The 23,078-nt window shown below is 58.9% G+C and carries 23 protein-coding genes; 17 read left to right on the top strand and 6 right to left on the bottom strand.

Annotated features, from left to right (window positions below):
- Positions 1 to 30 precede the first annotated feature (30 nt).
- Both ACR0IV_RS11950 and rsmI read right to left on the bottom strand, forming a co-directional pair.
- Positions 31 to 399: a YraN family protein gene (locus tag ACR0IV_RS11950; RefSeq protein WP_480470862.1), complete on the bottom strand. Its 369-nt coding sequence runs from the start codon at positions 397 to 399 to the stop codon at positions 31 to 33.
- Between the two features lie 3 nt (positions 400 to 402).
- A complete protein-coding gene (gene rsmI, locus ACR0IV_RS11945) occupies positions 403 to 1,260 on the bottom strand; it encodes a 16S rRNA (cytidine(1402)-2'-O)-methyltransferase (protein ID WP_480659325.1) in 858 nt (285 codons plus the stop codon).
- Between the two features lie 87 nt (positions 1,261 to 1,347).
- Here rsmI and ACR0IV_RS11940 point away from each other — a divergent pair, with 87 nt between their 5' ends.
- Genes ACR0IV_RS11940 through murJ form a run of 3 tightly spaced genes read left to right on the top strand, consistent with a single transcriptional unit; the run spans position 1,348 to position 6,837 of the window.
- Complete coding sequence (locus ACR0IV_RS11940) at positions 1,348 to 2,520, top strand: penicillin-binding protein activator (RefSeq protein WP_480470864.1); 1,173 nt, start codon at positions 1,348 to 1,350, stop codon at positions 2,518 to 2,520.
- Positions 2,521 to 2,539: 19 nt separating this feature from the next.
- Positions 2,540 to 5,299 carry a [protein-PII] uridylyltransferase gene (locus ACR0IV_RS11935; RefSeq protein WP_480659323.1) on the top strand — a complete coding sequence of 920 codons (2,760 nt, stop codon included), beginning with the start codon at positions 2,540 to 2,542 and terminating at the stop codon, positions 5,297 to 5,299.
- A complete protein-coding gene (murJ, locus tag ACR0IV_RS11930; protein ID WP_480659321.1) occupies positions 5,296 to 6,837 on the top strand; it encodes a murein biosynthesis integral membrane protein MurJ in 1,542 nt (513 codons plus the stop codon). The genes ACR0IV_RS11935 and murJ overlap by 4 nt, the downstream gene beginning before the upstream one ends.
- Positions 6,838 to 6,841: 4 nt before the next feature.
- On the opposite strand, the gene ACR0IV_RS11925 is transcribed toward murJ, so the two are convergent.
- Positions 6,842 to 7,528, bottom strand: coding sequence for a rhomboid family intramembrane serine protease (locus ACR0IV_RS11925; protein ID WP_480470867.1), 687 nt, complete (start codon positions 7,526 to 7,528; stop codon positions 6,842 to 6,844).
- Between the two features lie 86 nt (positions 7,529 to 7,614).
- Between ACR0IV_RS11925 and trpS the strand changes: the two genes are divergently transcribed.
- Positions 7,615 to 8,643: a tryptophan--tRNA ligase gene (trpS, locus tag ACR0IV_RS11920; RefSeq protein ID WP_480659320.1), complete on the top strand. Its 1,029-nt coding sequence runs from the start codon at positions 7,615 to 7,617 to the stop codon at positions 8,641 to 8,643.
- Positions 8,644 to 8,691: 48 nt separating this feature from the next.
- Here the strand turns inward: trpS and ACR0IV_RS11915 are convergent, their stop codons facing one another.
- Positions 8,692 to 9,741, bottom strand: coding sequence for a Leu/Phe/Val dehydrogenase (locus tag ACR0IV_RS11915; protein ID WP_480659318.1), 1,050 nt, complete (start codon positions 9,739 to 9,741; stop codon positions 8,692 to 8,694).
- A 129-nt stretch (positions 9,742 to 9,870) separates the two neighbouring features.
- Between ACR0IV_RS11915 and ACR0IV_RS11910 the strand changes: the two genes are divergently transcribed.
- The 13 genes from ACR0IV_RS11910 to ACR0IV_RS11850 all read left to right on the top strand — a co-directional run bounded on the left by ACR0IV_RS11910 (position 9,871) and on the right by ACR0IV_RS11850 (position 20,773).
- Positions 9,871 to 10,332 carry an Lrp/AsnC family transcriptional regulator gene (locus tag ACR0IV_RS11910; protein WP_480659317.1) on the top strand — a complete coding sequence of 154 codons (462 nt, stop codon included), beginning with the start codon at positions 9,871 to 9,873 and terminating at the stop codon, positions 10,330 to 10,332.
- A gap of 58 nt (positions 10,333 to 10,390) precedes the next feature.
- Entirely contained in the window at positions 10,391 to 11,254 is an 864-nt protein-coding gene (locus ACR0IV_RS11905) for a branched-chain amino acid aminotransferase (protein WP_480659315.1), read from the top strand.
- Positions 11,255 to 11,307: 53 nt separating this feature from the next.
- On the top strand, positions 11,308 to 11,763 hold the full coding sequence (locus tag ACR0IV_RS11900; protein ID WP_480470872.1) for a universal stress protein: 456 nt from the start codon (positions 11,308 to 11,310) through the stop codon (positions 11,761 to 11,763).
- Positions 11,764 to 11,772: 9 nt separating this feature from the next.
- Positions 11,773 to 12,366, top strand: a complete 594-nt coding sequence (locus tag ACR0IV_RS11895; protein ID WP_480659313.1) for a DsbA family protein — start codon at positions 11,773 to 11,775, stop codon at positions 12,364 to 12,366.
- Between the two features lie 69 nt (positions 12,367 to 12,435).
- Complete coding sequence (locus ACR0IV_RS11890; RefSeq protein ID WP_480470874.1) at positions 12,436 to 12,999, top strand: NifU family protein; 564 nt, start codon at positions 12,436 to 12,438, stop codon at positions 12,997 to 12,999.
- Positions 12,989 to 13,576 carry a tRNA (adenosine(37)-N6)-threonylcarbamoyltransferase complex dimerization subunit type 1 TsaB gene (gene tsaB / locus ACR0IV_RS11885; RefSeq protein WP_480659311.1) on the top strand — a complete coding sequence of 196 codons (588 nt, stop codon included), beginning with the start codon at positions 12,989 to 12,991 and terminating at the stop codon, positions 13,574 to 13,576. Before ACR0IV_RS11890 ends, tsaB begins: the two co-directional genes overlap by 11 nt.
- Positions 13,573 to 13,992 (top strand): GNAT family N-acetyltransferase, encoded by a 420-nt coding sequence (locus ACR0IV_RS11880; RefSeq protein WP_480659310.1) that lies wholly within the window; start codon positions 13,573 to 13,575, stop codon positions 13,990 to 13,992. The genes tsaB and ACR0IV_RS11880 overlap by 4 nt, the downstream gene beginning before the upstream one ends.
- A 149-nt stretch (positions 13,993 to 14,141) precedes the next feature.
- Positions 14,142 to 15,140, top strand: coding sequence for a BMP family lipoprotein (locus ACR0IV_RS11875; RefSeq protein ID WP_480470877.1), 999 nt, complete (start codon positions 14,142 to 14,144; stop codon positions 15,138 to 15,140).
- Between the two features lie 81 nt (positions 15,141 to 15,221).
- On the top strand, positions 15,222 to 16,751 hold the full coding sequence (locus ACR0IV_RS11870; protein WP_480659309.1) for an ABC transporter ATP-binding protein: 1,530 nt from the start codon (positions 15,222 to 15,224) through the stop codon (positions 16,749 to 16,751).
- Between the two features lie 3 nt (positions 16,752 to 16,754).
- A complete protein-coding gene (locus ACR0IV_RS11865) occupies positions 16,755 to 17,849 on the top strand; it encodes an ABC transporter permease (RefSeq protein ID WP_480470879.1) in 1,095 nt (364 codons plus the stop codon).
- Positions 17,849 to 18,859 (top strand): ABC transporter permease, encoded by a 1,011-nt coding sequence (locus ACR0IV_RS11860; protein ID WP_480470880.1) that lies wholly within the window; start codon positions 17,849 to 17,851, stop codon positions 18,857 to 18,859. Before ACR0IV_RS11865 ends, ACR0IV_RS11860 begins: the two co-directional genes overlap by 1 nt.
- Before the next feature lie 227 nt (positions 18,860 to 19,086).
- Positions 19,087 to 20,007 (top strand): sulfite exporter TauE/SafE family protein, encoded by a 921-nt coding sequence (locus tag ACR0IV_RS11855; RefSeq protein ID WP_480659307.1) that lies wholly within the window; start codon positions 19,087 to 19,089, stop codon positions 20,005 to 20,007.
- A 1-nt stretch (position 20,008) separates the two neighbouring features.
- Positions 20,009 to 20,773, top strand: a complete 765-nt coding sequence (locus ACR0IV_RS11850) for a TIGR02186 family protein (protein WP_480470882.1) — start codon at positions 20,009 to 20,011, stop codon at positions 20,771 to 20,773.
- Between the two features lie 3 nt (positions 20,774 to 20,776).
- On the opposite strand, the gene ACR0IV_RS11845 is transcribed toward ACR0IV_RS11850, so the two are convergent.
- Together ACR0IV_RS11845 and ACR0IV_RS11840 are read right to left on the bottom strand one after the other, a co-directional pair.
- Positions 20,777 to 21,505, bottom strand: a complete 729-nt coding sequence (locus tag ACR0IV_RS11845) for an SDR family oxidoreductase (RefSeq protein ID WP_480659306.1) — start codon at positions 21,503 to 21,505, stop codon at positions 20,777 to 20,779.
- Entirely contained in the window at positions 21,502 to 23,034 is a 1,533-nt protein-coding gene (locus ACR0IV_RS11840; protein ID WP_480470884.1) for an ATP-dependent DNA helicase, read from the bottom strand. The genes ACR0IV_RS11845 and ACR0IV_RS11840 overlap by 4 nt, the downstream gene beginning before the upstream one ends.
- Positions 23,035 to 23,078 lie beyond the last annotated feature (44 nt).

Below are 23,078 nucleotides of genomic sequence, written 5' to 3'. Positions count from 1 at the left end.
GGCGCAGAGACCTATCGGGTTCAATGGCGATCAGCCGTGGCCAAAGGCGTTTTCGATAATTTCAACCGCACCAGTGCCATCAACCAAGGCTGCGTCAAAGCGCACATTCGTCAATTGCCCATCTGGTTCATGCTCAAGAAATTGGGCGGCTGAGGCACAGATGCGTTTAATCTGCCGAGGGCTGATCCGGGCCGCAGCCGATGCGAAACTCGCGCTTTTCTTGACCTCAATGAACACGATGCCATCGGTGTTCCGGGCGATCAGATCAATCTCACCCCCTGCACCGCGCCATCTGCGATGCGCAATCGTATAGCCGCGCCGCTCATAATCGGTTGCAACAGAAAGCTCTGCAGCCTGCCCCGCGTGATAAGAAACCGAACCCCGAACGGATCGCCCCATGTTTCATCCCTTACCTAGCTTCAGGGCTTTCTGATAAATCGGGCGGCGCGGCAGATTGAACATTTCTGACACCAGATCCGCCGCATCGCGCACCGAATGACTTTCCAAAGCCTGTCTCAAAGCCTCTTCTACGTCAGAATCCTTAACGGTTTGCGAATGCGCACGATCCACCAGCAGAACAATCTCTCCCTTGACCGAGGCTCCCTCATATCCTGCCGCCAACTCGGCAAGCGTTCCGCGCCGGACCTCTTCGAACTTCTTTGTCAGTTCGCGGCACACAGCAGCTTGCCGATCGCCGCCCAACACATCCGCCATATCGACAAGGCAGTTGGCCAGACGCTTGGGGGATTCGTAAAAGACAAGCGTTCCGGGAATATCGCGCAGCGCCTCGATTCGGGTCCGACGTGCACCCGAGGCGTTGGGCAGAAACCCGGCAAAAAAGAACGCATCGGTCGGCAGACCCGCCAAAGTCAGCGCCGCCAGCGCCGCTGAAGGGCCCGGCGCGCAGGTAACCGCAAAACCAGCTTCAGCCGCCTGCCGGCCCAGATCGTAGCCCGGATCGGCGATCAGCGGCATTCCGGCCTCAGAGGCATAAGCGACCGACTGCCCAGCCCCAAGCGCTTCGAGTATCTTGCCGCGCGCACCAGCGCCGCTGTGGTCGTGATAAGCAAGGATTCGGCGACCCTCTAACGGAACACCATGAATTTCCATCAACCGCCGCAGGCTGCGGGTGTCCTCGGCGGCGATCATATCGGCCGAGGCCAACACGTCGAGCGCCCTCAGCGTAATGTCGCGCGCGGTTCCGATAGGAGTGGCAACAAAGTACAGGCCCGGGGCCAATCTTGTCTTTTGGAAATTCAAAGCTGGACCCTCACAGCGTGACGTTTATTATCGCGGATCAATAGACCAAGGTGCCCTCAGACGCCGGATCAGGGAGTTTTCATTTAGATGTTTACCGTTTGCAAGCCCACACGCAAACTGGCGAAATCCGCCATTGCTCTGGCCACCGCCGCCTTTCTGGCCGCCTGTGAAGTCGGCGGTATCGGCGGAGGCCCCTCGATCGATACCTCTGATCCCGTGCCGGTGGCGCTGCTGGTGCCTAGCGGCTCGTCACAATCGGGGGACGCTGCGCTGGCGCGAAGCCTCGAGAATGCGGCGCGTCTGGCGATGGCAGATTTGCAAAATGTGAAAATTGATCTCCGCGTCTACGATACCGCGGGCAATGCAGGAACGGCGTCAACGGTCGCTCAGCAAGCTGTTGCGGATGGGGCCAAGATCATTCTGGGTCCGGTTTATGCGCAAGCAGCGAATGCGGCGGGCCTTGCGGTTCTCAACAACAACGTCAATGTGTTGTCCTTCTCGAACAACACCAGCATTGCGGGTGGAAATGTTTATGTCCTGGGGCCGACTTTCCAAAACACCGCCAATCGTCTGGTCAATTTCGCCGGACGCCAGGGCAAAACCGGCACGGTAATCGTGCACAGCAATGACTCGGCAGGCCAACTCGGACAATCCGCAATCGCAACGGCGCTCAGCAGTAGCCGAGTAAACAATGCCGGCACCGTCGCTTATGATCGATCTCAGCAGGGCGTGATCAATTCTGTCCCAACCATCAAGGCCACAGTGGATTCGACCGGTGCGGATTCGATCTTCCTGACCGCGACGACTGCAGGTGCGTTGCCGCTGTTCAGCCAGCTGCTGCCCGAGGCGGGTGTCTCTCCGGCCAATGTGCAATATATGGGCCTGACGCGCTGGGACATCCCGGCACAGACGCTAGAATTGCCAGGCGTTCAGGGCGGATGGTTTGCATTGCCGGATCCGGCCAAAGCGCAAGCCTATCGCCAACGCTACAACAACACCTATGGCGAAGCCCCGCATCCGATCAGTGGCCTGGCCTATGACGGAATCGCGGCCATTGGCGCCTTGGTCAGCCAGGGTAAATCCAATGCATTGACTGGGGCAGCCCTGACCCAGAATGCAGGGTTTCAGGGTGTCGGCGGTATCTTCCGCCTGCGTCCTAACGGTACCAACGAACGCGGTCTGGCGGTTGCCACGATCCAGAACAAACAGGTGGTTGTGATTGACCCTGCCCCACAAAGCTTCTCTGGCGCCGGATTCTGAGCAACCGGCGCAGGCAACCATGCCTGACAACAAACTGATCTGCCCCGCTGACCGGATTTTTGACTCGGTCGGTATTCAAGCCAACCTGTCCGCCGCCGTTGAAAGTGGTGCGGACAATGCGGCTCTGCGGGCTGAAACCGTCCGCATCCTGCGCGACGCTCAGAAGGCGGGGCGCGCGGCCATCGCCGACGCATTCGCCAAAGCCCCGTTTGATGCGCGTCCGCTGACGCGCTCTTACACCTATCTGACGGATCAACTGGTCTGTACTGCGATGCGCTTGGCCAGCGAGTACCTGCACCCGCTGGCCACACCGACGCAGGGCGAAAAGATCGCCGTGCTCGCTGTGGGCGGCTATGGCCGAGGCGAAATGGCGCCCTCGTCCGATGTCGATCTGCTGTTCCTGACCCCCTACAAGATCACCGCCTGGGCCGAGAGCGTGATTGAATCCATGCTCTACATTCTTTGGGATTTACGGCTGAAGGTCGGCCACTCATCCCGCACGATCAAGGATTGCCTGCGACTGGGGGGGGACGATTTCACCATTCGCACCGCCATGTTGGAGCAGCGCTATCTGGCCGGGAACAAAGAGCTGGCCGAAGAGCTTGAGGCACGGCTGAAAGCGGATCTTTTCAAAGGCACTGAGCGTGATTTTATCGAAGCCAAACTGAAAGAGCGTGACGAGCGACACCTCAAACAGGGTGAACGCTATATGGTCGAGCCCAACGTCAAAGAGGGCAAGGGCGGCTTGCGCGATCTACAGTCGCTCTACTGGATCGCCAAGTATATCTACGGCGTTCAGGATGTGGCCGAGTTGGTCCCGCTGGGTCTGTTCACACCAGATGAATTCAAAGGGTTTGTTCAGGCCGAAGACTTTCTCTGGGCTGTGCGCTCTCACCTGCATCTGGTGACCGGTCGCGCCACTGAGCAGCTGACTTTCGACCTGCAGGTCGAGGTTGCCGCGCGGATGGGTTATGAAGACCGCGCAGGGCGGCGCGCTGTCGAAGTATTCATGCAGCGCTATTTCCGCGAAGCAACCCGCGTAGGTGAGTTGACCCGCATCTTCCTGACCAAGTTGGAAGCGGCTCATATGAAAGGCGCGCCGCTATTGGAACGCATCTTCCGCCGTCGCCCCCGGGTGAAAGCCGGATACAGGGTTGTGCATGGCCGGTTGGATATCGCAGACCCGGATACCTTCCTGTCAGACAAGCTGAACATGCTACGGCTCTTCGAAGAAGGCTTGCGCACCGGGATGCTGATCCATCCGGACGCAATGCGTCTGGTCACCGCAAATCTGCGCCTGATCGACGAGGATATGCGCACCGACAAGGAAGCACAGCGCATCTTCCTTGATCTGATGTTGAAGCACGGCAACCCCGAGCGCGCCTTGCGACGGATGAACGAGTTGGGGGTTCTGTCGGCCTTCCTGCCCGAGTTCGAGCACATCGTGGCGATGATGCAGTTCAATATGTATCACAGCTATACGGTCGATGAGCACACGATCCAATGCATCGTAAACCTCGCCCAGATCGAACGCGGTGAATTGATCGAGTCGCTGCCACTGGCCTCGTCTATCCTCAAAGAAGGGGTCAACCGTAAGGTGCTGTATGTGGCGCTGCTGCTGCATGACATCGCGAAGGGGCGGCCCGAGGATCACTCGATCCTTGGTGCGCTGATCGCGCGCAAGGTGGCCCCGCGGCTGGGGTTGAACAAATCGGATTCCGAAACGGTGGAATGGCTGGTGCGCTATCACCTGCTGATGTCGGATATGGCGCAGAAACGCGATATCTCGGACCCGCGCACCATTCGCGATTTCGCCAAGGCGGTCGAGACGGTCAAACGGCTGGACCTGCTGACGGTTCTGACCGTTTGCGATATTCGCGGCGTTGGCCCGAATACGTGGAACAACTGGAAAGCCACCCTGCTGCGCGCGCTGCACGCTGAAACCAAGCGTGCGTTGGAAACGGGGATGGAAGACCTCAACCGCGCCAATCGCGGTGCCGGGGCGAAAAAACTGCTACGGGCTGAGTTGGCCGATTGGTCCAAAGCCGATCTGAAAACCGAGACCGGGCGGCACTACGATCCCTATTGGCAAGGTCTTAATCTCTCGACCCATGTCGAGTTTGCCGAGATGCTGAAAGCGCTGGAGGACAGCGGTGATCCCGGAGAAATGGGAATTCGCCTGCACCCCGACGAAGATCGCGACGCGACGCGGGCCTGTTTCGCCATGGGGGACCATCCGGGGATCTTTGCGCGGATCGCCGGGGCCTTGGCACTGGTCGGGGCCAACGTCGTCGATGCGCGCAGCTATACGACCAAGGATGGCTATGTGACGGATGCCTTCTGGATTCAGGATGCCGAGGGCCATCCCTATGAGACGTCGCGCATACCGCGCCTGACCCAGATGATCCACAAGACACTGAAGGGTGAGGTGGTGGCGCGCGACGCCCTGAAATCGCGCGACAAGATCAAGAAACGCGAACGCGCCTTTAATGTGCCGACCCATATCACCTTCGACAATGACGGGTCCGAGATTTACACGATCATCGAGGTCGACACCCGCGATCGCCCCGGCCTGCTCTATGACCTCGCGCGCACGCTGGCCGCAGCCAATGTCTATGTCGCCAACGCCGTTATCGCGACTTATGGTGAACAAGTGGTCGATACCTTCTATGTGAAGGATATGTTCGGGCTGAAATACCACTCGGAAAGCAAGCAGCGCGCACTTGAATCAAAGCTGCGCAAGGCCATCACCGAGGGCGCCGAGCGCGCCGCCTCATGAAGCAGATCCGCCTGTTTTCGGGTTTCTTTACGGTGGGCTTCTGGACGCTCGCCAGCCGTATCCTTGGCTTCCTGCGGGAAATCCTGCTGACCGCCTATATCGGGCCGGGTCCGGTGATGGACGCCTTCGTTGCTGCCTTCCGGCTGCCCAACATGTTTCGCCGGTTTTTCGCCGAGGGTGCGTTCAACGCAGCCTTCGTGCCTATGTTCTCCAAACGGTTGGAAGGGGGCGAGAACGCGGAAGGTTTCGCACAGGATGCCTTCAACCTTCTGGCCATGGCCGTATTGGCATTGGTCGGTTTGGCGATGGTTTTCATGCCTGCACTGGTCTGGGTCACGGCCGAGGGGTTCTATGGCGACGAACGCTTCGATCTGGCGGTGGACTATAGCTATGTCGTCTTCCCTTACATCCTGTTCATGTCGCTGGCCGCGCTGTTTTCCGGGGTGCTGAACGCCACTGGCCGGTTCGCTGCTGCCGCCGCTGCGCCGGTTCTGTTGAACATCTTCGCCTGTTCCGCACTGATCTTCGGAACTCTCTCGGGCGGCGAAGTGATCCGCTGGTTGATCGCCGTTATCCCTGTCGCAGGCGTTGCTCAGCTTGCGCTGGTCTGGGTCGCAACCGAACGCGCCGGCATCCGTATCCGTCCCGGCCTGCCGAAACTCAGCCCCGAAATGCGACGAATGGTGCGTATCGCGGTACCTGCCGCGCTGGCCATGGGGGTGACACAGGTCAATCTGGTCGTCGGGCAGTTGGTGGCCTCGAAAACTGAGAAAGCTGTTAGCTGGTTGTTCGCGGCAGATCGCCTGTACCAACTACCCTTGGGCGTGGTCGGGATCGCCGTAGGCATCGTCCTGCTGCCCGATCTATCCCGACGTCTGCGGGCCGACGACAGGGACGGCGCACGCAATGCCTTTTCTCGAGCCGGAGAATTCACGCTACTACTGACCATCCCATCAACCGTAGCTTTTGTGATCATACCCGTGCAACTGGTCTCGGTTCTGTTTCAACGCGGCCAGTTCACCGCCGAGGATACCGCGGCCACAGCTCTGGCCGTCGCCATCTATGGAATCGGCCTGCCTGCTTTCGTGCTGCAAAAGCTGTTGCAGCCATTGTTCTTTGCCCGGGAAGACACGAAATCTCCGTTCCGCTATGCCGTTGTTGCGATGGTGATGAACGCCGTTCTGGCCTTTGGTCTTTATCCCGTGGTCGGCTGGATCGCGCCCGCCATCGCCGCCTCAACCGCCGGATGGGTGATGGTCCTGTTGCTGGCGCTGGGTGCGCGGCAATTCGGGGACGAAGCGCGCTTTGATGACCGGTTCAAGCGCCGGGCGGGACGGATCGTTGCGGCCTCAATCGGGATGGGGGTCGTGCTCTATGCAGCCATTCATCTCTTTGGTTGGGCCTTCGAGCTTTCTGGTTTGCGTTATCTCGCGCTGCTGCTGCTGATCGCAACGGCGGGGGTCGTCTATTTCGCACTCGGCCACCTGTTCGGGGCCTTCAAACTGTCGGAGTTCCGCACCGCGCTGCGACGCGGATGATCGCTCAATCGCGGCGTATCCTGCCTACGATACGCGCCCATCCACCCGGAGCCAGAAAGAACGACAGGCCGAACCCGGTGGCAAATCCGCCCAGATCCGCAACCCAGTCCGACGTACCGCCAAAGAGCAGACCGAACAGCAACTGGATACCCATCAGCATCGCAATCAGGCTGAAGGCGCGGGACTGGTTCGCCCCGACCAAAGACAGCTTGCGCCAGAGCAGCCATGTAAATGCGCCGATCAGCCCGTAGACGGGCGGGAATCCTCCAACCAGCGGATACGCAGGATCGAGCAGCACCGCATATGCGAGCGCACCACCGACACCGGACAGCACAAAGATGATCAGCATCGCGACGCTGCCAAACACCTCTGCCACCATCTTGCCCATCGCCAAAACAAAGACACAGACAAAGATCGCCTGCGTAAAATTGGCCGAGACAAAGGGATAAGTGACAAAGCGGATCACATGTTCGAATGGCCAGCGCCCGTTCTGCATCATCCAGTCGAAGATGTCGGGGGAGAACGTATACTGCTGCAACGCATCCAGCCGCCAGCCCACTGCCGACGGCCCACCGACAATCCCACGTGCGCCCAGTTGCAGGACCACTTCAATCCCCATGATGAACAACGTCAGCGCCACAACCACGGGCGGCAGAGGATTCACAGGCGGGGTATAATGCTCACTGCTCATTGGGCTTTACCTTTGCGGCTGTTGACGTCCCTTGACCTCATGGGTAAGCGACGGGGACTGATTTTTCCAGACGGGAGTTCCCTTCGATGACCGAGACCAATTTCACGCCGCGCGTGTTCTCCGGCATCAAGCCTTCAGGAAACCTGCACCTTGGCAACTATCTGGGTGCACTCAAGCGCTTTGTGGACATGCAGGGCCCTGAGTTCGAAACCATCTATTGTATGGTTGACCTGCACGCGATCACAGTCTGGCAAGATCCAGAAAAACTGCGCGAAAAGACGCGTGAGGTCTGCGCCGGTTTTATCGCCGCCGGTCTGGATGCAGAAAAATCTATCCTGTTCAACCAGAGCCAGGTTGCCGAGCATTCGCAACTGGCCTGGATTTTCAACTGCGTGGCCCGCATGGGCTGGATGCAGCGGATGACGCAGTGGAAGGACAAGGCCGGCAAAAATGCGCAGAACGCTTCGCTGGGCCTGTTTGCCTATCCCTCGCTCATGGCGGCAGACATCCTGATTTACCATGCCACGCATGTGCCCGTTGGCGAAGACCAGAAGCAGCATCTGGAGCTGACCCGCGATATCGCAACAAAGTTCAATCATGACTACGGAGTCGATTTCTTTCCACTGACAGAGCCTGTCATCGATGGACCAGCTCCACGCGTGATGAACCTGCGAGACGGTACAAGCAAAATGTCATCTTCCGATGCCTCGGATATGACCCGGATCAACATGATTGATGATGCGGACACAATTGCCAAGAAAATCCGCAAGGCCAAGACCGACCCGGATGCTCTGCCGTCTGAGATCGATGGCCTGTCCGAACGTCCTGAGGCGCGCAATCTGGTGAACATCTATGCCGCGCTCAGCGATCAAACGGCCGAGCAGGTTCTGGCTGAGGTTGGTGGCAAGCAATTCGGTGAGTTCAAGCCGATGCTGGCCGAACTGGCAGTCTCAAAGCTAGCGCCGATCTCGTCCGAGATGGCGCGCCTGATGGGGGAAGAGGCCGAGATCGATCAGATCCTCGCACGCGGCGCCGAACGCGCGCGTGAGATCGCCGCTCCGATCCTGCAGCAGACCTATGAGATTGTCGGAATGGTGGGCGCAGGCAAAACCTGATCTCTCAACCAATGGAACGCCGCCCCAATAAGGGCGGCGTTACTTGCTTCAAGCGGCTTCGGCACGCAGCGTTTCGTATACGATGGCCTCGGCAATCTCGTGCGGGCTGATCGCCTCAGCCTTCGCTCGCATCAGAATACGATCCATGGTCTGCTCCAGCGCCTGCAACCTGTGCGCCACCCAATCTTCGCGATCAGCCACGCGCAGAATCTCGGTTGCGACATTTATGATCCCACCACCGTTTGCCACGAAATCCGGGGCATAGAGGATGCCCCTGTCGTGCAACAGTTGCGCGTCGCTGTCATTGGCCAACTGGTTGTTCGCGCCGCCCGCAACTGCCCCGACCCGCAGCAGCGGGACACTGGTTTCATTCAGGATACCACCGATGGCGCAGGGGGCGAAGATGTCGGCCTCGACACCGTAAATCGCGTCGGGGGCAACCGCCTGCGCGTTGAACCGTTCGGCAACGCGCGCCGATTGCTGTGCATCGATATCGGTAACGATCAAATGCGCGCCTGCGTCGTGCAACAGGTGGCAGAGATGCTCACCCACATGGCCCAGCCCCTGGACCGAGACCCTTAAGCCATCAAGATCGGTCTTCCCGAACCGGTGCCATGCGGTTATACGGACCGCGTTGAAAATCCCACGCGCAGTAATGGGCGACGGATCACCGCTGGCGAAGGCTCCGTCGGCCAGCCCGGCCACGTAATCCGCCTGCGCCCCGATATGCGCCATGTCGGCGGGTGTCATGCCCATATCCTCGGCGGTCCAGTAAAGCCCGTTCAAGCTCTGCACGACGCGCCCGAAAGCCTTGAGCAGTTCAGGTGATTTGTCGATGCCGGGATCACCGATGATCACCGCCTTGCCACCGCCCAGCGGCAGATCGGCTGCGGCGTTCTTGAACGTCATGCCACGCGACAGGCGCAGCGCGTCCTGCAGCGCCTCGGCCGCGTGACCATAGGGCCGCATCCGCACGCCCCCAGCCGCTGGTCCGCGCTGGGTTGAGTGGATTGCAACATAGCCCAACAGGCCCAGCGCGTTGTCTTTGAATTCAACCACGCGCTCGTGCCCGGGCGCATCAACTTCGGTGATTTCCATAAGCCTCCTCCGGAATGTCCCGAAGAGTTTGCCACTTTCAGGCGAGAGATTTTCGCCATTGTACAGCTGGATATCGCCTTAGGTTGGAGTTATTCTCTATGAACGTATAAACTAATAGGTATATCCTCTATGGATGCCATAGACGCAAAGATCATTCGCGCCCTGCAAAAAGATGGCCGCATGACCGTCATCGATCTGGCTGAGCATATCGGGCTGTCCCCAACCCCCTGCGCGCGGCGGCTGGAGCGTTTGCAGCGCGATGGCATCATCACCGGCTATGCCGCGCAGGTCGATCCTGAACAGCTTGGATTTGGCGTCTCCATCTTTGTCTCGGTCGAGTTGGAGAAGCAGGACCGCAATGCGATCGATGCCTTTGAGAAAGCGATCCGTCGGTGCGACGAGGTGATGGAATGCTATCTGATGACCGGATCTCGGGACATCCTTCTGCGCGTTGTTGCGAAAGATCTGAACGCCTTTGATGCGTTCTTGGAAAACCGGCTGATGCAGATACCGGGGATTCGAAACCTCAGATCGAACTTCGCGCTGCGCACCATGGTCAAACGCGAAGCACTGCCGTTGCATCATGGATAAACCACTGGACCTTGCGCCAGCCCCAACCTAGGTTTTCCCCGAACTGAGGGAGAACACGATGGCAGTCGGCACAAACATCCGCACCTATTTCGACGGTCAATGGCATGACGGGGACGCACCGATCATGCGCGCAGCCGACCATGGCGCATGGTTGGGGTCGTCGGTTTTTGACGGCGCACGGTTCTTCGACGGGTTGACGCCTGACCTGGACGCTCATTGCGACCGCGTGAACCGCTCTGCCGAGGCGTTGATGCTGACTCCGACCATCACAACTGAACAGATGGTTGAGTTGGTTCACGAAGGGCTTGAGGCCTATGCGCCTGACACCGCCGTATACATCCGCCCAATGTATTGGGGCATCGACGGCGATGTTACGGCGATTGTGCCGCAGGAAAACAGTACGGGATTTGCGATCTGCCTCGAAGCGATTCCGATGGCCCCCGAAACTACCTCGGTCACGCTGACAACCACACGGTTTCGTCGCCCAGTGCTGGAATCTGCCGTCGTAAATGCCAAGGCTGGCTGCCTCTATCCAAATAACGCCAGAATGCTGGCCGAGGCGCGGTCCAAAGGGTTCTCGAATGCTCTGGTGGCGGATGCGATGGGTCACGTGGCCGAAACGGCAACGGCCAATATCTTCATGGTTCGCGATCGAGAGGTTTTCACCCCCATCCCCAACGGTACATTTCTTGCCGGGATCACCCGCGCCCGCCACATCAAGAACCTGCGCGCAGATGGCGTGGCCGTGCACGAAACCGTTCTGAGTTTTGATGATTTCCACAACGCCGATGAGGTGTTCATGTCCGGCAACATGAGCAAGGTGACTCCGGTCACCGCGTTGGATGACACGCAATATCAGGTCGGCCCTGTTGCCCGCCGCGCCCGCGAGATGTACTGGGATTGGGCCGCGAGCAGCCGCTAGTTGCCAGTGCATGCCCGGTCGGGCATGATCGCGAAAACAGTCAGGGGACAAATATGCGTAAATTCCTGGTCGTTCTGGATGACAGCCGCGAATGCCTGAATGCAATGCGTTTTGCGGCCATGCGCGCGGCGCATACAGGCGGTGGTGTCACGATCCTGTCCGTCATTCCTCCGGACGAATTCAACCACTGGATCGGCGTGGCAGAAGTCATGCGCGAAGAGGCTCGTGAACGCATTCATGCCCATTACGAAGTTTTCGCCAAATGGATGCGCGACAAGCAAGAAGTTGAACCTGAACTGGCCATTCGCGAAGGCGACCCGGTGCCCGAGATTATCGCACATGTTCAATCCGACCCCGAGATCGGCGTTCTGGTGTTGGGTGCAGGCACCGACAAGAAAGGCCCCGGCCCATTGGTAACGCAACTGACCCGCAACTCAGGTAGCCTGCCGATCCCGATCACCATCGTGCCCGGCGATCTAAGCAAGGAAAAGCTTGAAGAGATTACCTGAGGCCGACCCGTGAGTGCAAAACTCCAGTTCTGGTTCGATTTCGCCTCGACCTATTCTTATCTCAGCGCAATGCGGGTCGAGGCCGTGGCCTCGGATCATGGCGTGGCTATCGAATGGCAGCCTTTTTTATTGGGTCCGATCTTTGCCGCACAGGGATGGGAAACCTCGCCGTTTAACCTTTATCCTGCAAAAGGTCGGTATATGTGGCGCGATATGGAACGTCTCTGCGCCGCGCGCGAACTACCGCTCAAGCGCCCGGACATCTTCCCTCAGAACAGTCTGAAAGCGGCACGCCTTGCGCTGGCCATCGACGATCCTGACCAACGTGCAGCCTTTTCCCGCGCCGTCTATTCGGGGCAGTTTGGCGCGGGTCGGGATATTTCCGACCTGCAGTTTCTGGCAGATTGTCTGACGGTTGCGGATGCATCACCTGACCTGATCGACAGTATCAATGACCCTGCAATCAAGGCCGCTTTGTTCGGTCAGGTCGACCGGGCCAAGGCGCTGGATATCTTCGGCGCACCCAGCTTTGTTGTCGGGGATGAGCTGTTCTGGGGTGACGACCGTTTGAATGACGTGATTTCTTACGCCACATCAATTTAGAACGGTTCCAAATCTTGACTTCACACGCGCCTGAGCGCATATCAGGGTCACCTTAAACGGAGCCGCGCCATGTTCATCCAGACCGAATCCACACCCAACCCGGCCACATTGAAATTCCTGCCTGGCCAGACGGTGCTTGAGGCGGGAACGGCAGATTTTCCAAGCGCCGAAGCGGCTGAGAAATCACCTCTGGCACAGCGCATTTTTGGGGTGAACGGTGTGACGGGCGTGTTCTTTGGCAACGATTTTGTCACTGTCACAAAATCTGATGACGTTCAGTGGGACCATATCAAACCCGCCATCCTTGGCGCGGTGATGGAGCATTATCAGTCCGGCCAACCGGTAATGGGAGAAGATGCCCAAACCGCCTCGGGCCATGCTGAGCATACGGGTGAAGATGCTGAAATCGTCAACCAGATCAAAGACCTGCTGGACAGCCGTGTGCGCCCCGCTGTTGCGCAGGACGGCGGCGATATCACCTTCCACGGCTTTGACCGCGGCGTTGTCTATCTGCACATGCAAGGGGCTTGCGCGGGTTGCCCATCTTCGACTCTGACGCTGAAGATGGGAATTGAGAATCTGCTGCGCCACTACATCCCCGAGGTAACCGAGGTACGCCCCGTTGCGGTCTGACCCAACGATTCTGGCATTTGACACATCGGCCGCGCATTGCGCGGCCGCTTTGCTGTGTGGCGATCAGATCATCGACACAATCGTCGAGCCCATGACCCGCGGTCAGGCCGAACGGCTCATGCCGTTGCTCGAAGAGCTGCTGACGCGGAATGGGCGAAGCTGGCAAAGCCTTGATGCGATCGGCGTCGGCATTGGCCCAGGCAACTTTACCGGTATTCGGATCTCTGTCTCTGCCGCGCGCGGGCTCGCGCTGGGGCTCAGCGTTCCAGCGGTCGGAGTATCCGGGTTCGATGCATTGGCGGAACTGGCTGCCCCGGGTCAGATCCCCGCGATTCCAGCACCACGCGAACAGGTCTATATTCAGCCCGACACAACACCGCGCCTGGTCGCTCGCAACGAAGCGGAAACGCTTGCCCCCCTGTTCTTCTGCGATGAACCTGCCCGTCAGGTTGAGGCGATTGCGCAACTGGCGGCCCGCCGCTGGCAATCCACCCAAACGTCGCCAGCTCCGCTTTATGTCAGGCCTGCCGATGCCGCACCGTCGCGCGATGTGCCACCGGTCCTGCTGGACGAATGACTCCGGACGCGCTCGCCAAGATCCATGCGGCGGCTTTTACGCAGTCCCGCCCCTGGAGCGCATCAGAATTTGCTGATCTGCTGAACGGACGATTCACCCATCTTGCTGGCGACGAGCGATCCTTTGCCTTGTTTCAGGTAATCGCGGATGAGGCAGAACTGCTGACCATCGCGACTCACCCAAAATACCAACGACGAGGCCTTGCCCGGCGGGTGATGGCAGATTGGCAAGCTCGCGCTCAGCAACTGGGGGCATCGCGGGCGTTTCTTGAGGTCGCTGCGGACAATACTGCGGCCATCGCATTGTACGAAATGTCAGGATATACGCCCTGCGGACGGCGCACTGCCTATTATCGGCGCAATAACGGCCCGAAAGTGGATGCCATCATGATGGAACGCCACTTAGACAGCAAATAATCCAATTTTTTTGACCAGCCGATCAAAATTCAGTTGACCGGGGCTGTTGCAAACGGCCTTAATTCCCGCCATCACAACAAGTATGCTCGCTCTGAGTGGGTGGCGGGGTATATTGGCCCCAGACCGATAATAACCAACGGGAGTAACAAATGACCCTTATGAAATCCTTGATGGGCGCCGCAGCAGCGGTTGCACTGACAGCTGGCGCGGCACTGGCCGAACCCGCCTTGATCTTCGATCTGGGTGGCAAGTTCGACAAGTCGTTCAACGAGGCGGCGCATAACGGTGCTTCACGCTGGGCGGAAGAGACCGGCGGCACCTACCGCGAGATCGAGATGCAGTCCGAGGCCCAGCGCGAACAAGCCCTGCGCCGCTTTGCCGAAGCGGGCTCGAACCCGATCATCACCATGGGCTTCGGCATGGCCGACCCGCTCAGCGCTGTTGTGGCCGACTACCCGGACACGACCTTTGTTGTGGTCGACGTGACATGGCTGGACGCGCCTAACCTGCGTCAGGTCGGTTTCGCCGAACATGAAGGCTCGTATCTGGTCGGCATGATGGCGGCGATGGCGTCCAAATCCGGCACCGTGGGTTTCATCGGCGGTATGGATGTTCCGCTGATCCGTCACTTTGGCTGCGGCTATGCGCAAGGCGCCAAAGCCGTGAACCCCGATATCAACGTGGTTGCAAACATGACCGGAACCACTCCGGCGGCATGGAACGACCCGGTTAAAGGTTCAGAGCTCACCAAAGCGCAGATCAGCCAGGGTGCTGACGTGGTTTACGCCGCTGCTGGCGGTACCGGTGTTGGCGTGCTGCAGACCGCTGCGGACGAGGGCATCCTGTCTATCGGTGTGGATAGCAACCAGAACCACCTGCATCCGGGCAAAGTTCTGACCTCGATGCTGAAACGTGTGGACGTCGCCGTTTATGAAGCGATGAAAGCGGGTGAGGGCGTTGAAACCGGCGTATTCGTCATGGGCCTGTCCGAAGATGGCGTTGGCTATGCGATGGACGAAAACAACGCTCCGCTGGTTTCCGATGACATGAAAGCCGCGGTCGACAAGGCCCGTCAGGATATCATCGACGGCAACGTGAGTGTTGTCAGCTATTACGAGAACGACAGCTGCCCGGCACTGCAGTTCTGATATCGCGCGGGGCGGTGGATATGTCCTCCGCCTCGCAACCATTCTGCCGCATGCGGCCCCTTCGGCAATTGAGGACAAGACATGACCGTCCCCGCCATTGAGCTCAAAGGGATTTCCAAAGCCTTTGGGCCGGTTCAGGCTAACAAAGACATCTCCATCAGCGTCGCCCCCGGCACGATCCACGGGATCATCGGTGAAAACGGTGCGGGCAAATCCACGCTGATGAGCATCCTCTACGGCTTCTACAAAGCCGACAAAGGTGAGATCTGGATCAACGGAACCAAGACCGACATTCCCGACAGTCAGGCCGCTATCGCCTCGGGCATCGGGATGGTGTTTCAGCATTTCAAACTGGTGGAAAACTTCACCGTTCTGGAAAACATCGTTCTAGGTGCTGAAGATGGTGGGCTGCTTGCACCATCGCTGGCGAAAGCCCGCAAGGAACTGAAAGCGCTCGAAGAAGAATACGAGCTGTTTGTCGATCCGGACAAACGCATCGATGAGATCGGTGTGGGCATGCAGCAGCGGGTCGAAATCCTGAAAGCGCTCTACCGCAAAGCCGAGATACTGATTCTGGACGAACCCACCGGCGTTCTGACCCCTGCCGAAGCCGATCAACTGTTCCGTATCCTCGACCGGTTGCGGTCCGAGGGGAAGACTATCATCGTGATCACCCACAAGCTGCGGGAAATCATGGAAAACACCGATACGGTCTCGGTGATGCGGCGGGGCGAGATGACGGCGACCGTCAAAACCGCCGACACCAACCCACAGGAGCTGGCCGAATTGATGGTGGGCCGCAAGGTGTTACTGCAGGTCGACAAAGTACCTGCCCAACCGGGCAAGCCGGTTCTTGAGATCGAAAATCTCAGCGTCATCGACGGTGCCGGGGTCGAGCGTGTCAAAGGCATCAACCTGACGGTCCGCGCGGGCGAGATCGTCGGCATCGCCGGCGTCGCCGGGAACGGGCAATCCGAATTGCTTGAGGTTTTGGGCGGAATGCGGCCCGGTCAAGGATCAATCAAACTGAACGGAGAACCTCTTGCTCTCAGCGGTGCGGGTTCGGACGGTCAGGCGCGGCGCGCGCAGCACATCGCCCATGTCCCCGAAGACCGACAGCGCGAAGGCCTGATCATGGAGTTTCACGCGTGGGAAAATGTGGCCTTCGGCTATCACCGCGATCCTGCCTACAAGCGCGGCATCTTCATGGATAACGCCGCCCTGCGCGCCGACACGGAAGCCAAGATCGAAAAATTCGACGTGCGCCCGCCCAATGGCTGGCTGACCGCCAAGAGCTTTTCGGGCGGTAACCAGCAGAAGATCGTCGTTGCACGGGAAATCGAGCGTAATCCTGACCTGTTGTTGGTCGGGCAACCCACGCGCGGCGTGGATATCGGTGCGATCGAGTTTATTCACAAGCAGATCGTCGCTCTGCGCGATCAAGGTAAGGCGATCTTGCTGGTCTCGGTCGAGTTGGAAGAAATCTTCTCGCTCTCAGACCGGATCGCGGTGATGTTCGATGGACATATAATGGGCGAGCGTCTGCCCGCCGAGACGGATGAAAAAGAACTGGGCCTGCTGATGGCCGGTGTTGCAGGAGAGGCCGCCTGAATCATGGAAAAAATGCCCAAATGGGCCGATGTGGTACTGATCCCGCTGATCAGCCTGCTCTTGGCCACAATCCTTTCGGCACTTGTCATCCTCGCGATCGGAGAAGACCCGATTGAAGCGGTGAACCTGATGGTCACGGGCGCTTTGGGGTCGACTTATGGCTGGGGATACACGCTCTATTACGCGACGAACTTCATCTTTACTGGTCTGGCCGTTGCCGTGGCCTTTCACGCACGCCTGTTCAACATCGGTGGCGAAGGTCAGGCCATGCTGGGGGGCTTGGGCGTTGCTATCGTCTGCCTATCCGTGCCCTGGCCGCACTGGACCATTGCTTTGTTGGCCGCCTGCGCCGCATCGATGATCTTTGGCGCAGCCTGGGCGGCGATCCCGGCCTATCTGCAAGCCAAGCGCGGCAGCCATATCGTGATCACCACGATCATGTTCAACTTCATCGCTGCTGCTTTCCTGAACTACATGCTTGTCAACGTGATGCGCCCGCAAGGCTCGCAAGACCCTGCGACCGCGCGTTTCCCCGAGGCAGTTCATCTGCCAACGTTCCAATCCATGTTCTCAACCGCTGAGAACGTGATGTTCCGAGGCGCGCCTGCGAATATCTCGTTCTTCGTGGCGCTTATCGCCTGCGTCGTTGTCTGGGCTCTGATCTGGCGCACGCGTCTGGGGTATGAAATCCGCGCCTACGGCCATTCGGAAACCGGGGCTGTTTACGCCGGTATCTCGCCGGTCAAAATCACCATCATTGCCATGCTGATCTCGGGCGCTCTGGCAGGCCTGATGGCGATCAACAACGTAATGGGCGAGGCTGAACGGCTGGTTTTGAACTCGACCGAAGGGGCCGGGTTCATCGGGATTGCGGTTGCGCTGATGGGCCGCTCGCACCCGTTCGGCGTGTTTTTGGCCGCAATCCTGTTTGGCTTCCTTTATCAGGGTGGCGCAGAACTAGCGCTGTGGACATCGATCCCACGCGAGCTGATCGTGGTCATTCAGGCGCTGGTCATCCTGTTTACCGGCGCACTCGACAACATGGTACGGATGCCGCTTGAAAAGCTGTTCCTGAGCTTCCGGAAGGGATCGACCTGATGGATATCTTCCTGACTCTCATCCAGGTTCTGGATTCGACCATTCGTCTGGCAACACCTCTGCTGCTTGCCTGTCTGGCAGGGCTTTATTCCGAGCGTGCGGGCATCTTCGACATCGGCCTCGAAGGTAAGATGCTGATGTCAGCCTTCTTCTCGGCTGCCGTGGCCGCGGTAACCGGATCGGTCTGGCTCGGCCTGCTGGCGGGAATCGCGTCCTCTCTGGTCCTCTCGGCGCTGCACGGGTTTGCATCGATCACGTTCCGGGGCAACCAGCTGATCTCGGGCGTTGCGATCAATTTCCTCGCCTCTGGCATGACGGTTCTTGTAGCGCAGAGCTGGTTTCAGCAGGGCGGTCGCACACCGTCCCTGTTCGGCGGTGGGCGGTTTGAATCCGCTGAGTTCCCCTATGCCATCGGTCCTACGGACGCCGAATTAACCGGGCAACCGGTTTCCGAACTGATGTCCGAAACCAACGTCCCGCATATGATCTATTCCGAGCTTCTGTCCGGCCATTCTGTCCTAGTCTATACGGCCTTCCTAATGGTGCCTCTGACCTGGTGGATTCTGTTCCGCACCCGGTTTGGGCTACGCCTGCGCGCGGTTGGCGAAAACCCAGCTGCGGTGGATACCGCCGGTGTCTCGGTCGTCGGCCTGCGCTATGCGGCTGTAGCGATCTGCGGTGTGCTATGCGGGATCGCAGGGGCCTATCTGGCAACAGCGCTACAAGCAGGGTTCGTAAAAGAGATGACCGCAGGGCGCGGGTTCATCGCTTTGGCTGCCCTGATCTTTGCGAAATGGCGGCCCTGGCATGCGATGTGGGCCTGCCTGTTGTTCGGGCTGCTGCAGGCCATCGCACTTCGATTCCAGAACATCGATCTGGGAGGAGTGGTGATACCGGTACAGGTCATGGACGCTCTGCCTTACATCCTGACCGTGGTGATCCTGGCTGGGTTCGTAGGCAAAGCTGTACCGCCACGCGCAGGCGGCGAACCCTATGTGAAAGAGCGCTGATAAGGCCAGTTCTGGACTGCCCTGCAGTCCTGTTTGCTGCAAAGCGGCATACGGAGTTGATTTTGTATGCCGCAACCGTTCTAAAGAGGTATGGACTTGCCCCGCAACAACTCTGCAGCTCAGGCATCTACCGGCCAAGCTGTTGCGTGCGCTTCGTCTGTTGAGTTTTACGTTGTCCCGGGATCCGCTGCCGCGCGCGGCGTGACCCTTCCCGTTTAGAAGAAGCCATGCAAATCTATCTTCCGATTGCCGAAGTCTCCGTAAATGCCTTTTTGCTGTTTGGCCTGGGCGGCTTGGTGGGGATCTTATCTGGCATGTTCGGAGTAGGCGGCGGCTTTCTGATGACGCCGCTCTTGTTCTTCATCGGAATACCCCCCGCCGTTGCGGTCGCGACCGAGGCCAATCAGATCGTCGCATCGTCCTTTTCGGGCGTTCTGGCTCATTTCAGGCGCCGAACGGTTGATCTTAGAATGGGAACGGTGCTTCTGGTCGGCGGCTTGATTGGGGCCGCCCTGGGTGTGATCCTGTTCAACTATCTCAAAAGCCTTGGACAAGTCGATCTACTGGTCAAGCTTTGCTATGTCGTTTTCCTTGGCGTAATCGGCAGCCTGATGTTTGTCGAAAGTCTGAATGCCCTGCGCAAGTCCCGCAAGGGCGGCGGCGCAACCCCAAAGCGCCGTCAACGCGGATGGGTGCACGCGATGCCGTTCAAGATGCGGTTTCGGACCTCGGGGCTGTATATCTCGGTCATCCCGCCGGTGATGGTTGGACTGTTTGTTGGCATTCTGTCCGCGATCATGGGCGTTGGTGGCGGGTTCATCATGGTGCCTGCGATGATCTACCTGCTTGGGATGCCCACCAAGGTGGTGGTCGGAACCTCGCTGTTCCAAATCATCTTTGTGACGGCGTTCACCACCATGCTGCATGCCACCACCAACTATACGGTTGATGTAGTCCTCGCGGTTCTGCTGCTGGTCGGCGGCGTGGTTGGTGCTCAGATCGGTACGGTGATCGGAGCGCGGATGCCAGCCGAGCAGCTGCGTGTTCTGCTGGCTGCCCTTGTTCTGGTGGTTTGTGGCAAACTCGCGCTGGACCTGCTGCTGCAACCGGCTGAGCTGTATTCACTGGGCGATGCGGGAGGTCATTGAGATGTTGCGTCTGATAGCCGCCCTCTGCCTGATCTGCTTGCCAGCTTACGCCGCCGAAGAACAGGTTGTTCTTGGCCTGTCTCAGGACCGCGTTTCGATCACCGCGAATTTCGACGGCTCGGAGATTCTTGTCTTTGGTGCGGTCAAGCGCGAAGCTCCGATCCCTGAAGGACCTCCGCTTGAAGTGATCGTGTCGGTCGTCGGCCCGTCCGAACCCGTCACCGTGCGGCGCAAAGAAAAGAAGTTTGGTATCTGGGTGAACACTGACAGTCTTGTCGTCGATCTTGCCCCCAGCTTTTACGCAGTTGCCACCAGTGCACCGTTTGGCGAAGTACTGACCAATACGGAAGACCTACGTAACAAGGTTTCGATCGAGCGCGCCATCCGGTCGGTTGGCGCAGATATGAACATTCAGGGCGCGCAGGACTTTGCGGCTGCGGTTATTCGCATCCGCGAAAGCGAAGGACTTTATTCGATCCGGGAGAACACCGTTGCGGTGGATGAGCAAACCTTGTTCCGCACATCGATCGAAATGCCTTCAGATCTGACCGAGGGTGACTATACCGCCCGCATTTTCCTGACCCGCGGCGGCAATGTCGTATCGAGCTTTGAGACATCGATCGACGTGCGCAAGGTGGGGTTGGAACGGTTTCTATATAATATGTCCCGTCAGCAGCCGATCTGGTACGGCCTGATGTCGCTGGCTATCGCCATCGCTGCCGGTTGGGGGGCATCGACCGCCTTCCGGTTATTGCGCGAAAATTAACCGTTATCCTCGCCCGATATAGGGCATGGTCGTTGCCATGACGGTCATGAACTGCACGTTCGCCTCCGGCGGCAAACTGGCCATATGCAAAACCGAACGGGCTGCATCGTCGACATCCATGGTTGGGTCGGGCATCTCCCCTGCAGCGATGGCCTTGTCGACCAGATCCTGAATCATCGGTGTGCGCGCATTTCCAATGTCGATCTGTCCGCAGGCGATATCAAACACGCGCCCATCCAAAGACAGGCTGCGGGTCAGGCCGGTGATTGCGTGTTTTGTCGCCGAGTAATGTACCGAGTTCAGGCGCGGCACATGGGCCGCAATCGAACCGTTGTTGATGATCCGCCCACCCTGAGGCTGCTGTCCCCGCATGGCTGCAAACGCTGCACGGGCGCATAGAAACATGCCATTCAGGTTTACATTGACCGAGTTGTACCAGTCCTCAAGCGCGATCTCGTCGATGGTGCCGCCGGGCGCGAAAATGCCAGCGTTGTTGAACAGGACATCCAGTCGGTCGGCCTTCGCCATGAACTCAGAGAAGGCGGTTGTAACGGCATCAGGATTGGTCACGTCCGCGACCAGAGGAACTGCGTTGTCGCGCCCGTCGGCCATCTTGTGCAGCTTGTCCGCGCTGCGCGCCAACAATCCGACGACCCATCCCTCGGAGAGGAATAGCTCGGCCGTCGCTCGGCCTATGCCCGAACTAGCGCCGGTGACTATGATCGTTTTCATGTCTCTTCTGCCTCTAAAGTCAGTGCAGGCGCAGCCTCGGCCCGCAAATCGTCCACGCGCAGGGGGTGGGTCGGCTTGGACAACCGATTACGCACCACCCAGACCAGCCGCTCCTGCGCACGGGTGATGGCCACATAAGCAAGGCGCTTCCACAAGGGCTGCCCTGCCTCGGTCCGTCCCATGCGGGCAGCAGCGTAGATATCGGGCGCGAACACCTGAACCGTATCCCACTGGGACCCCTGCGCCTTGTGAATCGTCACGGCAGCACCGTGCAGGAATGTGGCCCCCATACGGGCAGCATAGGGAATGAACGGCTCTTCCTCATCCGGTTTTTCGATCTGTACAATCGATGCCGCGCTGACCTGAGGGTCTTCGGCCCCCATGACGTGCAGACGCGAAAACCCAGGCTTGCGGCCAGGACCCAGATAGATGACCTGCGCGCCCTTGATCAGGCCACGCGCCTCAAGGTCCAGCCGCTTCTTGCGGTGCTTCAAAGGAAGTTCAATGCCATCGCAAATCAGTGGCTCACCTTCCAGCAACTCTGTCTCTGGCGCACCATGAACATTGCGGAATGCCTGGATCAGACGAATTCGGGTGGCGTTACGCCAGACCAGAACCGGGCTGCGCGCCATCAGATCAACCTCGACCCTTTGCCCCCAGATCACACGGTCGTCCTTACGGGCAGTCTCTTCGATCAGACGTTCGAAATCCTCAAATCCCATCGCCGGATCGGACAGTGCATGTGCGAGGTCAAGGATCGGGTTGTCCGCTGTCTGCCGATGCACCCGGTGCAAAATCTGTTTGCGCGGCTCTGGCAAGCTGTCGAACACCATTGAGCCCGACTGATTCACAGGCGCCAGCTGCGCGGGATCACCGAACAGCAGCAATGTAGGGAAAATCTCCTTCAAATCCTCGAACTGGCGATCGTCCAGCATAGAGGCCTCATCAACGAAGCCGATGTCCAAAGGCTCTTCCCGGCGCTTCCAGCCGGTGATGAAGTCGGATCCACGCAATCCGGCCGCAGCCAAAGCACCCGGGATGGATTTGTTGTTGGCATAAAATGCAGCGGCACGATCCAGCGCCTCGTCCGTCAGCCCCTCAATCTCGGGCCGTTCGTCATTGCCGGCCAACCATTCCGCGATCCGCTCATATTCCGGGTCGTAGACCGGAGTGTATAGGATGCGATGAATGGTTGTCGCGGGCACACCACGCAAACGCAATACGCTGGCGGCTTTGTTCGTCGGGGCAAGGATCGCAAGGCTGCGCTTATCTCGGGCTTTGCGGCTTTCGAAATCGCCCGAGATCAGGTTGACTCCGGACTCGGCCAACGCCTTATAAAGCTCGGCCAGTAACAGGGTTTTACCCGATCCCGCCTTACCAATCACAGCCATGACACCCGATTGCCCGCCGCCCGGCAGTTTCAGCAGAGCATCGTCGTGAAGGTCGACACCGGCGGTGCGCAACATCTCGGCAATGTTGTCGAAGGCGGTGGCCTGATCTTCGGAAAAGGTGACTTGGGGCAAGGACATGGCGCGACCCTACAGGGACGCGCCGCCCGCCACCAGACACCGAA

The sequence above is a fragment of the Ruegeria sp. C2 genome, assembly GCF_056537765.1.
The sequence above is the reverse complement of the archived record's forward strand: the minus strand, read 5'-3'. Positions and strand labels throughout refer to the sequence as shown.

Excerpts from the sequence above, each read along its gene's own strand:
- ACR0IV_RS11870 (WP_480659309.1), top strand. The coding sequence starts at position 15,222 with ATGACCGTCCCCGCCATTGAGCTCAAAGGGATTTCCAAAGCCTTTGGG.
- ACR0IV_RS11915 (WP_480659318.1), bottom strand. The coding sequence starts at position 9,741 with ATGGAAATCACCGAAGTTGATGCGCCCGGGCACGAGCGCGTGGTTGAA.
- ACR0IV_RS11840 (WP_480470884.1), bottom strand. The coding sequence starts at position 23,034 with ATGTCCTTGCCCCAAGTCACCTTTTCCGAAGATCAGGCCACCGCCTTC.
- ACR0IV_RS11950 (WP_480470862.1), bottom strand. The coding sequence starts at position 399 with ATGGGGCGATCCGTTCGGGGTTCGGTTTCTTATCACGCGGGGCAGGCT.
- ACR0IV_RS11935 (WP_480659323.1), top strand. The coding sequence starts at position 2,540 with ATGCCTGACAACAAACTGATCTGCCCCGCTGACCGGATTTTTGACTCG.
- ACR0IV_RS11865 (WP_480470879.1), top strand. The coding sequence starts at position 16,755 with ATGGAAAAAATGCCCAAATGGGCCGATGTGGTACTGATCCCGCTGATC.
- murJ (WP_480659321.1), top strand. The coding sequence starts at position 5,296 with ATGAAGCAGATCCGCCTGTTTTCGGGTTTCTTTACGGTGGGCTTCTGG.
- ACR0IV_RS11905 (WP_480659315.1), top strand. The coding sequence starts at position 10,391 with ATGGCAGTCGGCACAAACATCCGCACCTATTTCGACGGTCAATGGCAT.
- ACR0IV_RS11855 (WP_480659307.1), top strand. The coding sequence starts at position 19,087 with ATGCAAATCTATCTTCCGATTGCCGAAGTCTCCGTAAATGCCTTTTTG.
- ACR0IV_RS11875 (WP_480470877.1), top strand. The coding sequence starts at position 14,142 with ATGACCCTTATGAAATCCTTGATGGGCGCCGCAGCAGCGGTTGCACTG.
- ACR0IV_RS11860 (WP_480470880.1), top strand. The coding sequence starts at position 17,849 with ATGGATATCTTCCTGACTCTCATCCAGGTTCTGGATTCGACCATTCGT.
- ACR0IV_RS11940 (WP_480470864.1), top strand. The coding sequence starts at position 1,348 with ATGTTTACCGTTTGCAAGCCCACACGCAAACTGGCGAAATCCGCCATT.
- ACR0IV_RS11910 (WP_480659317.1), top strand. The coding sequence starts at position 9,871 with ATGGATGCCATAGACGCAAAGATCATTCGCGCCCTGCAAAAAGATGGC.
- ACR0IV_RS11925 (WP_480470867.1), bottom strand. The coding sequence starts at position 7,528 with ATGAGCAGTGAGCATTATACCCCGCCTGTGAATCCTCTGCCGCCCGTG.
- ACR0IV_RS11845 (WP_480659306.1), bottom strand. The coding sequence starts at position 21,505 with ATGAAAACGATCATAGTCACCGGCGCTAGTTCGGGCATAGGCCGAGCG.
- trpS (WP_480659320.1), top strand. The coding sequence starts at position 7,615 with ATGACCGAGACCAATTTCACGCCGCGCGTGTTCTCCGGCATCAAGCCT.
- ACR0IV_RS11900 (WP_480470872.1), top strand. The coding sequence starts at position 11,308 with ATGCGTAAATTCCTGGTCGTTCTGGATGACAGCCGCGAATGCCTGAAT.
- ACR0IV_RS11880 (WP_480659310.1), top strand. The coding sequence starts at position 13,573 with ATGACTCCGGACGCGCTCGCCAAGATCCATGCGGCGGCTTTTACGCAG.
- ACR0IV_RS11890 (WP_480470874.1), top strand. The coding sequence starts at position 12,436 with ATGTTCATCCAGACCGAATCCACACCCAACCCGGCCACATTGAAATTC.
- ACR0IV_RS11850 (WP_480470882.1), top strand. The coding sequence starts at position 20,009 with ATGTTGCGTCTGATAGCCGCCCTCTGCCTGATCTGCTTGCCAGCTTAC.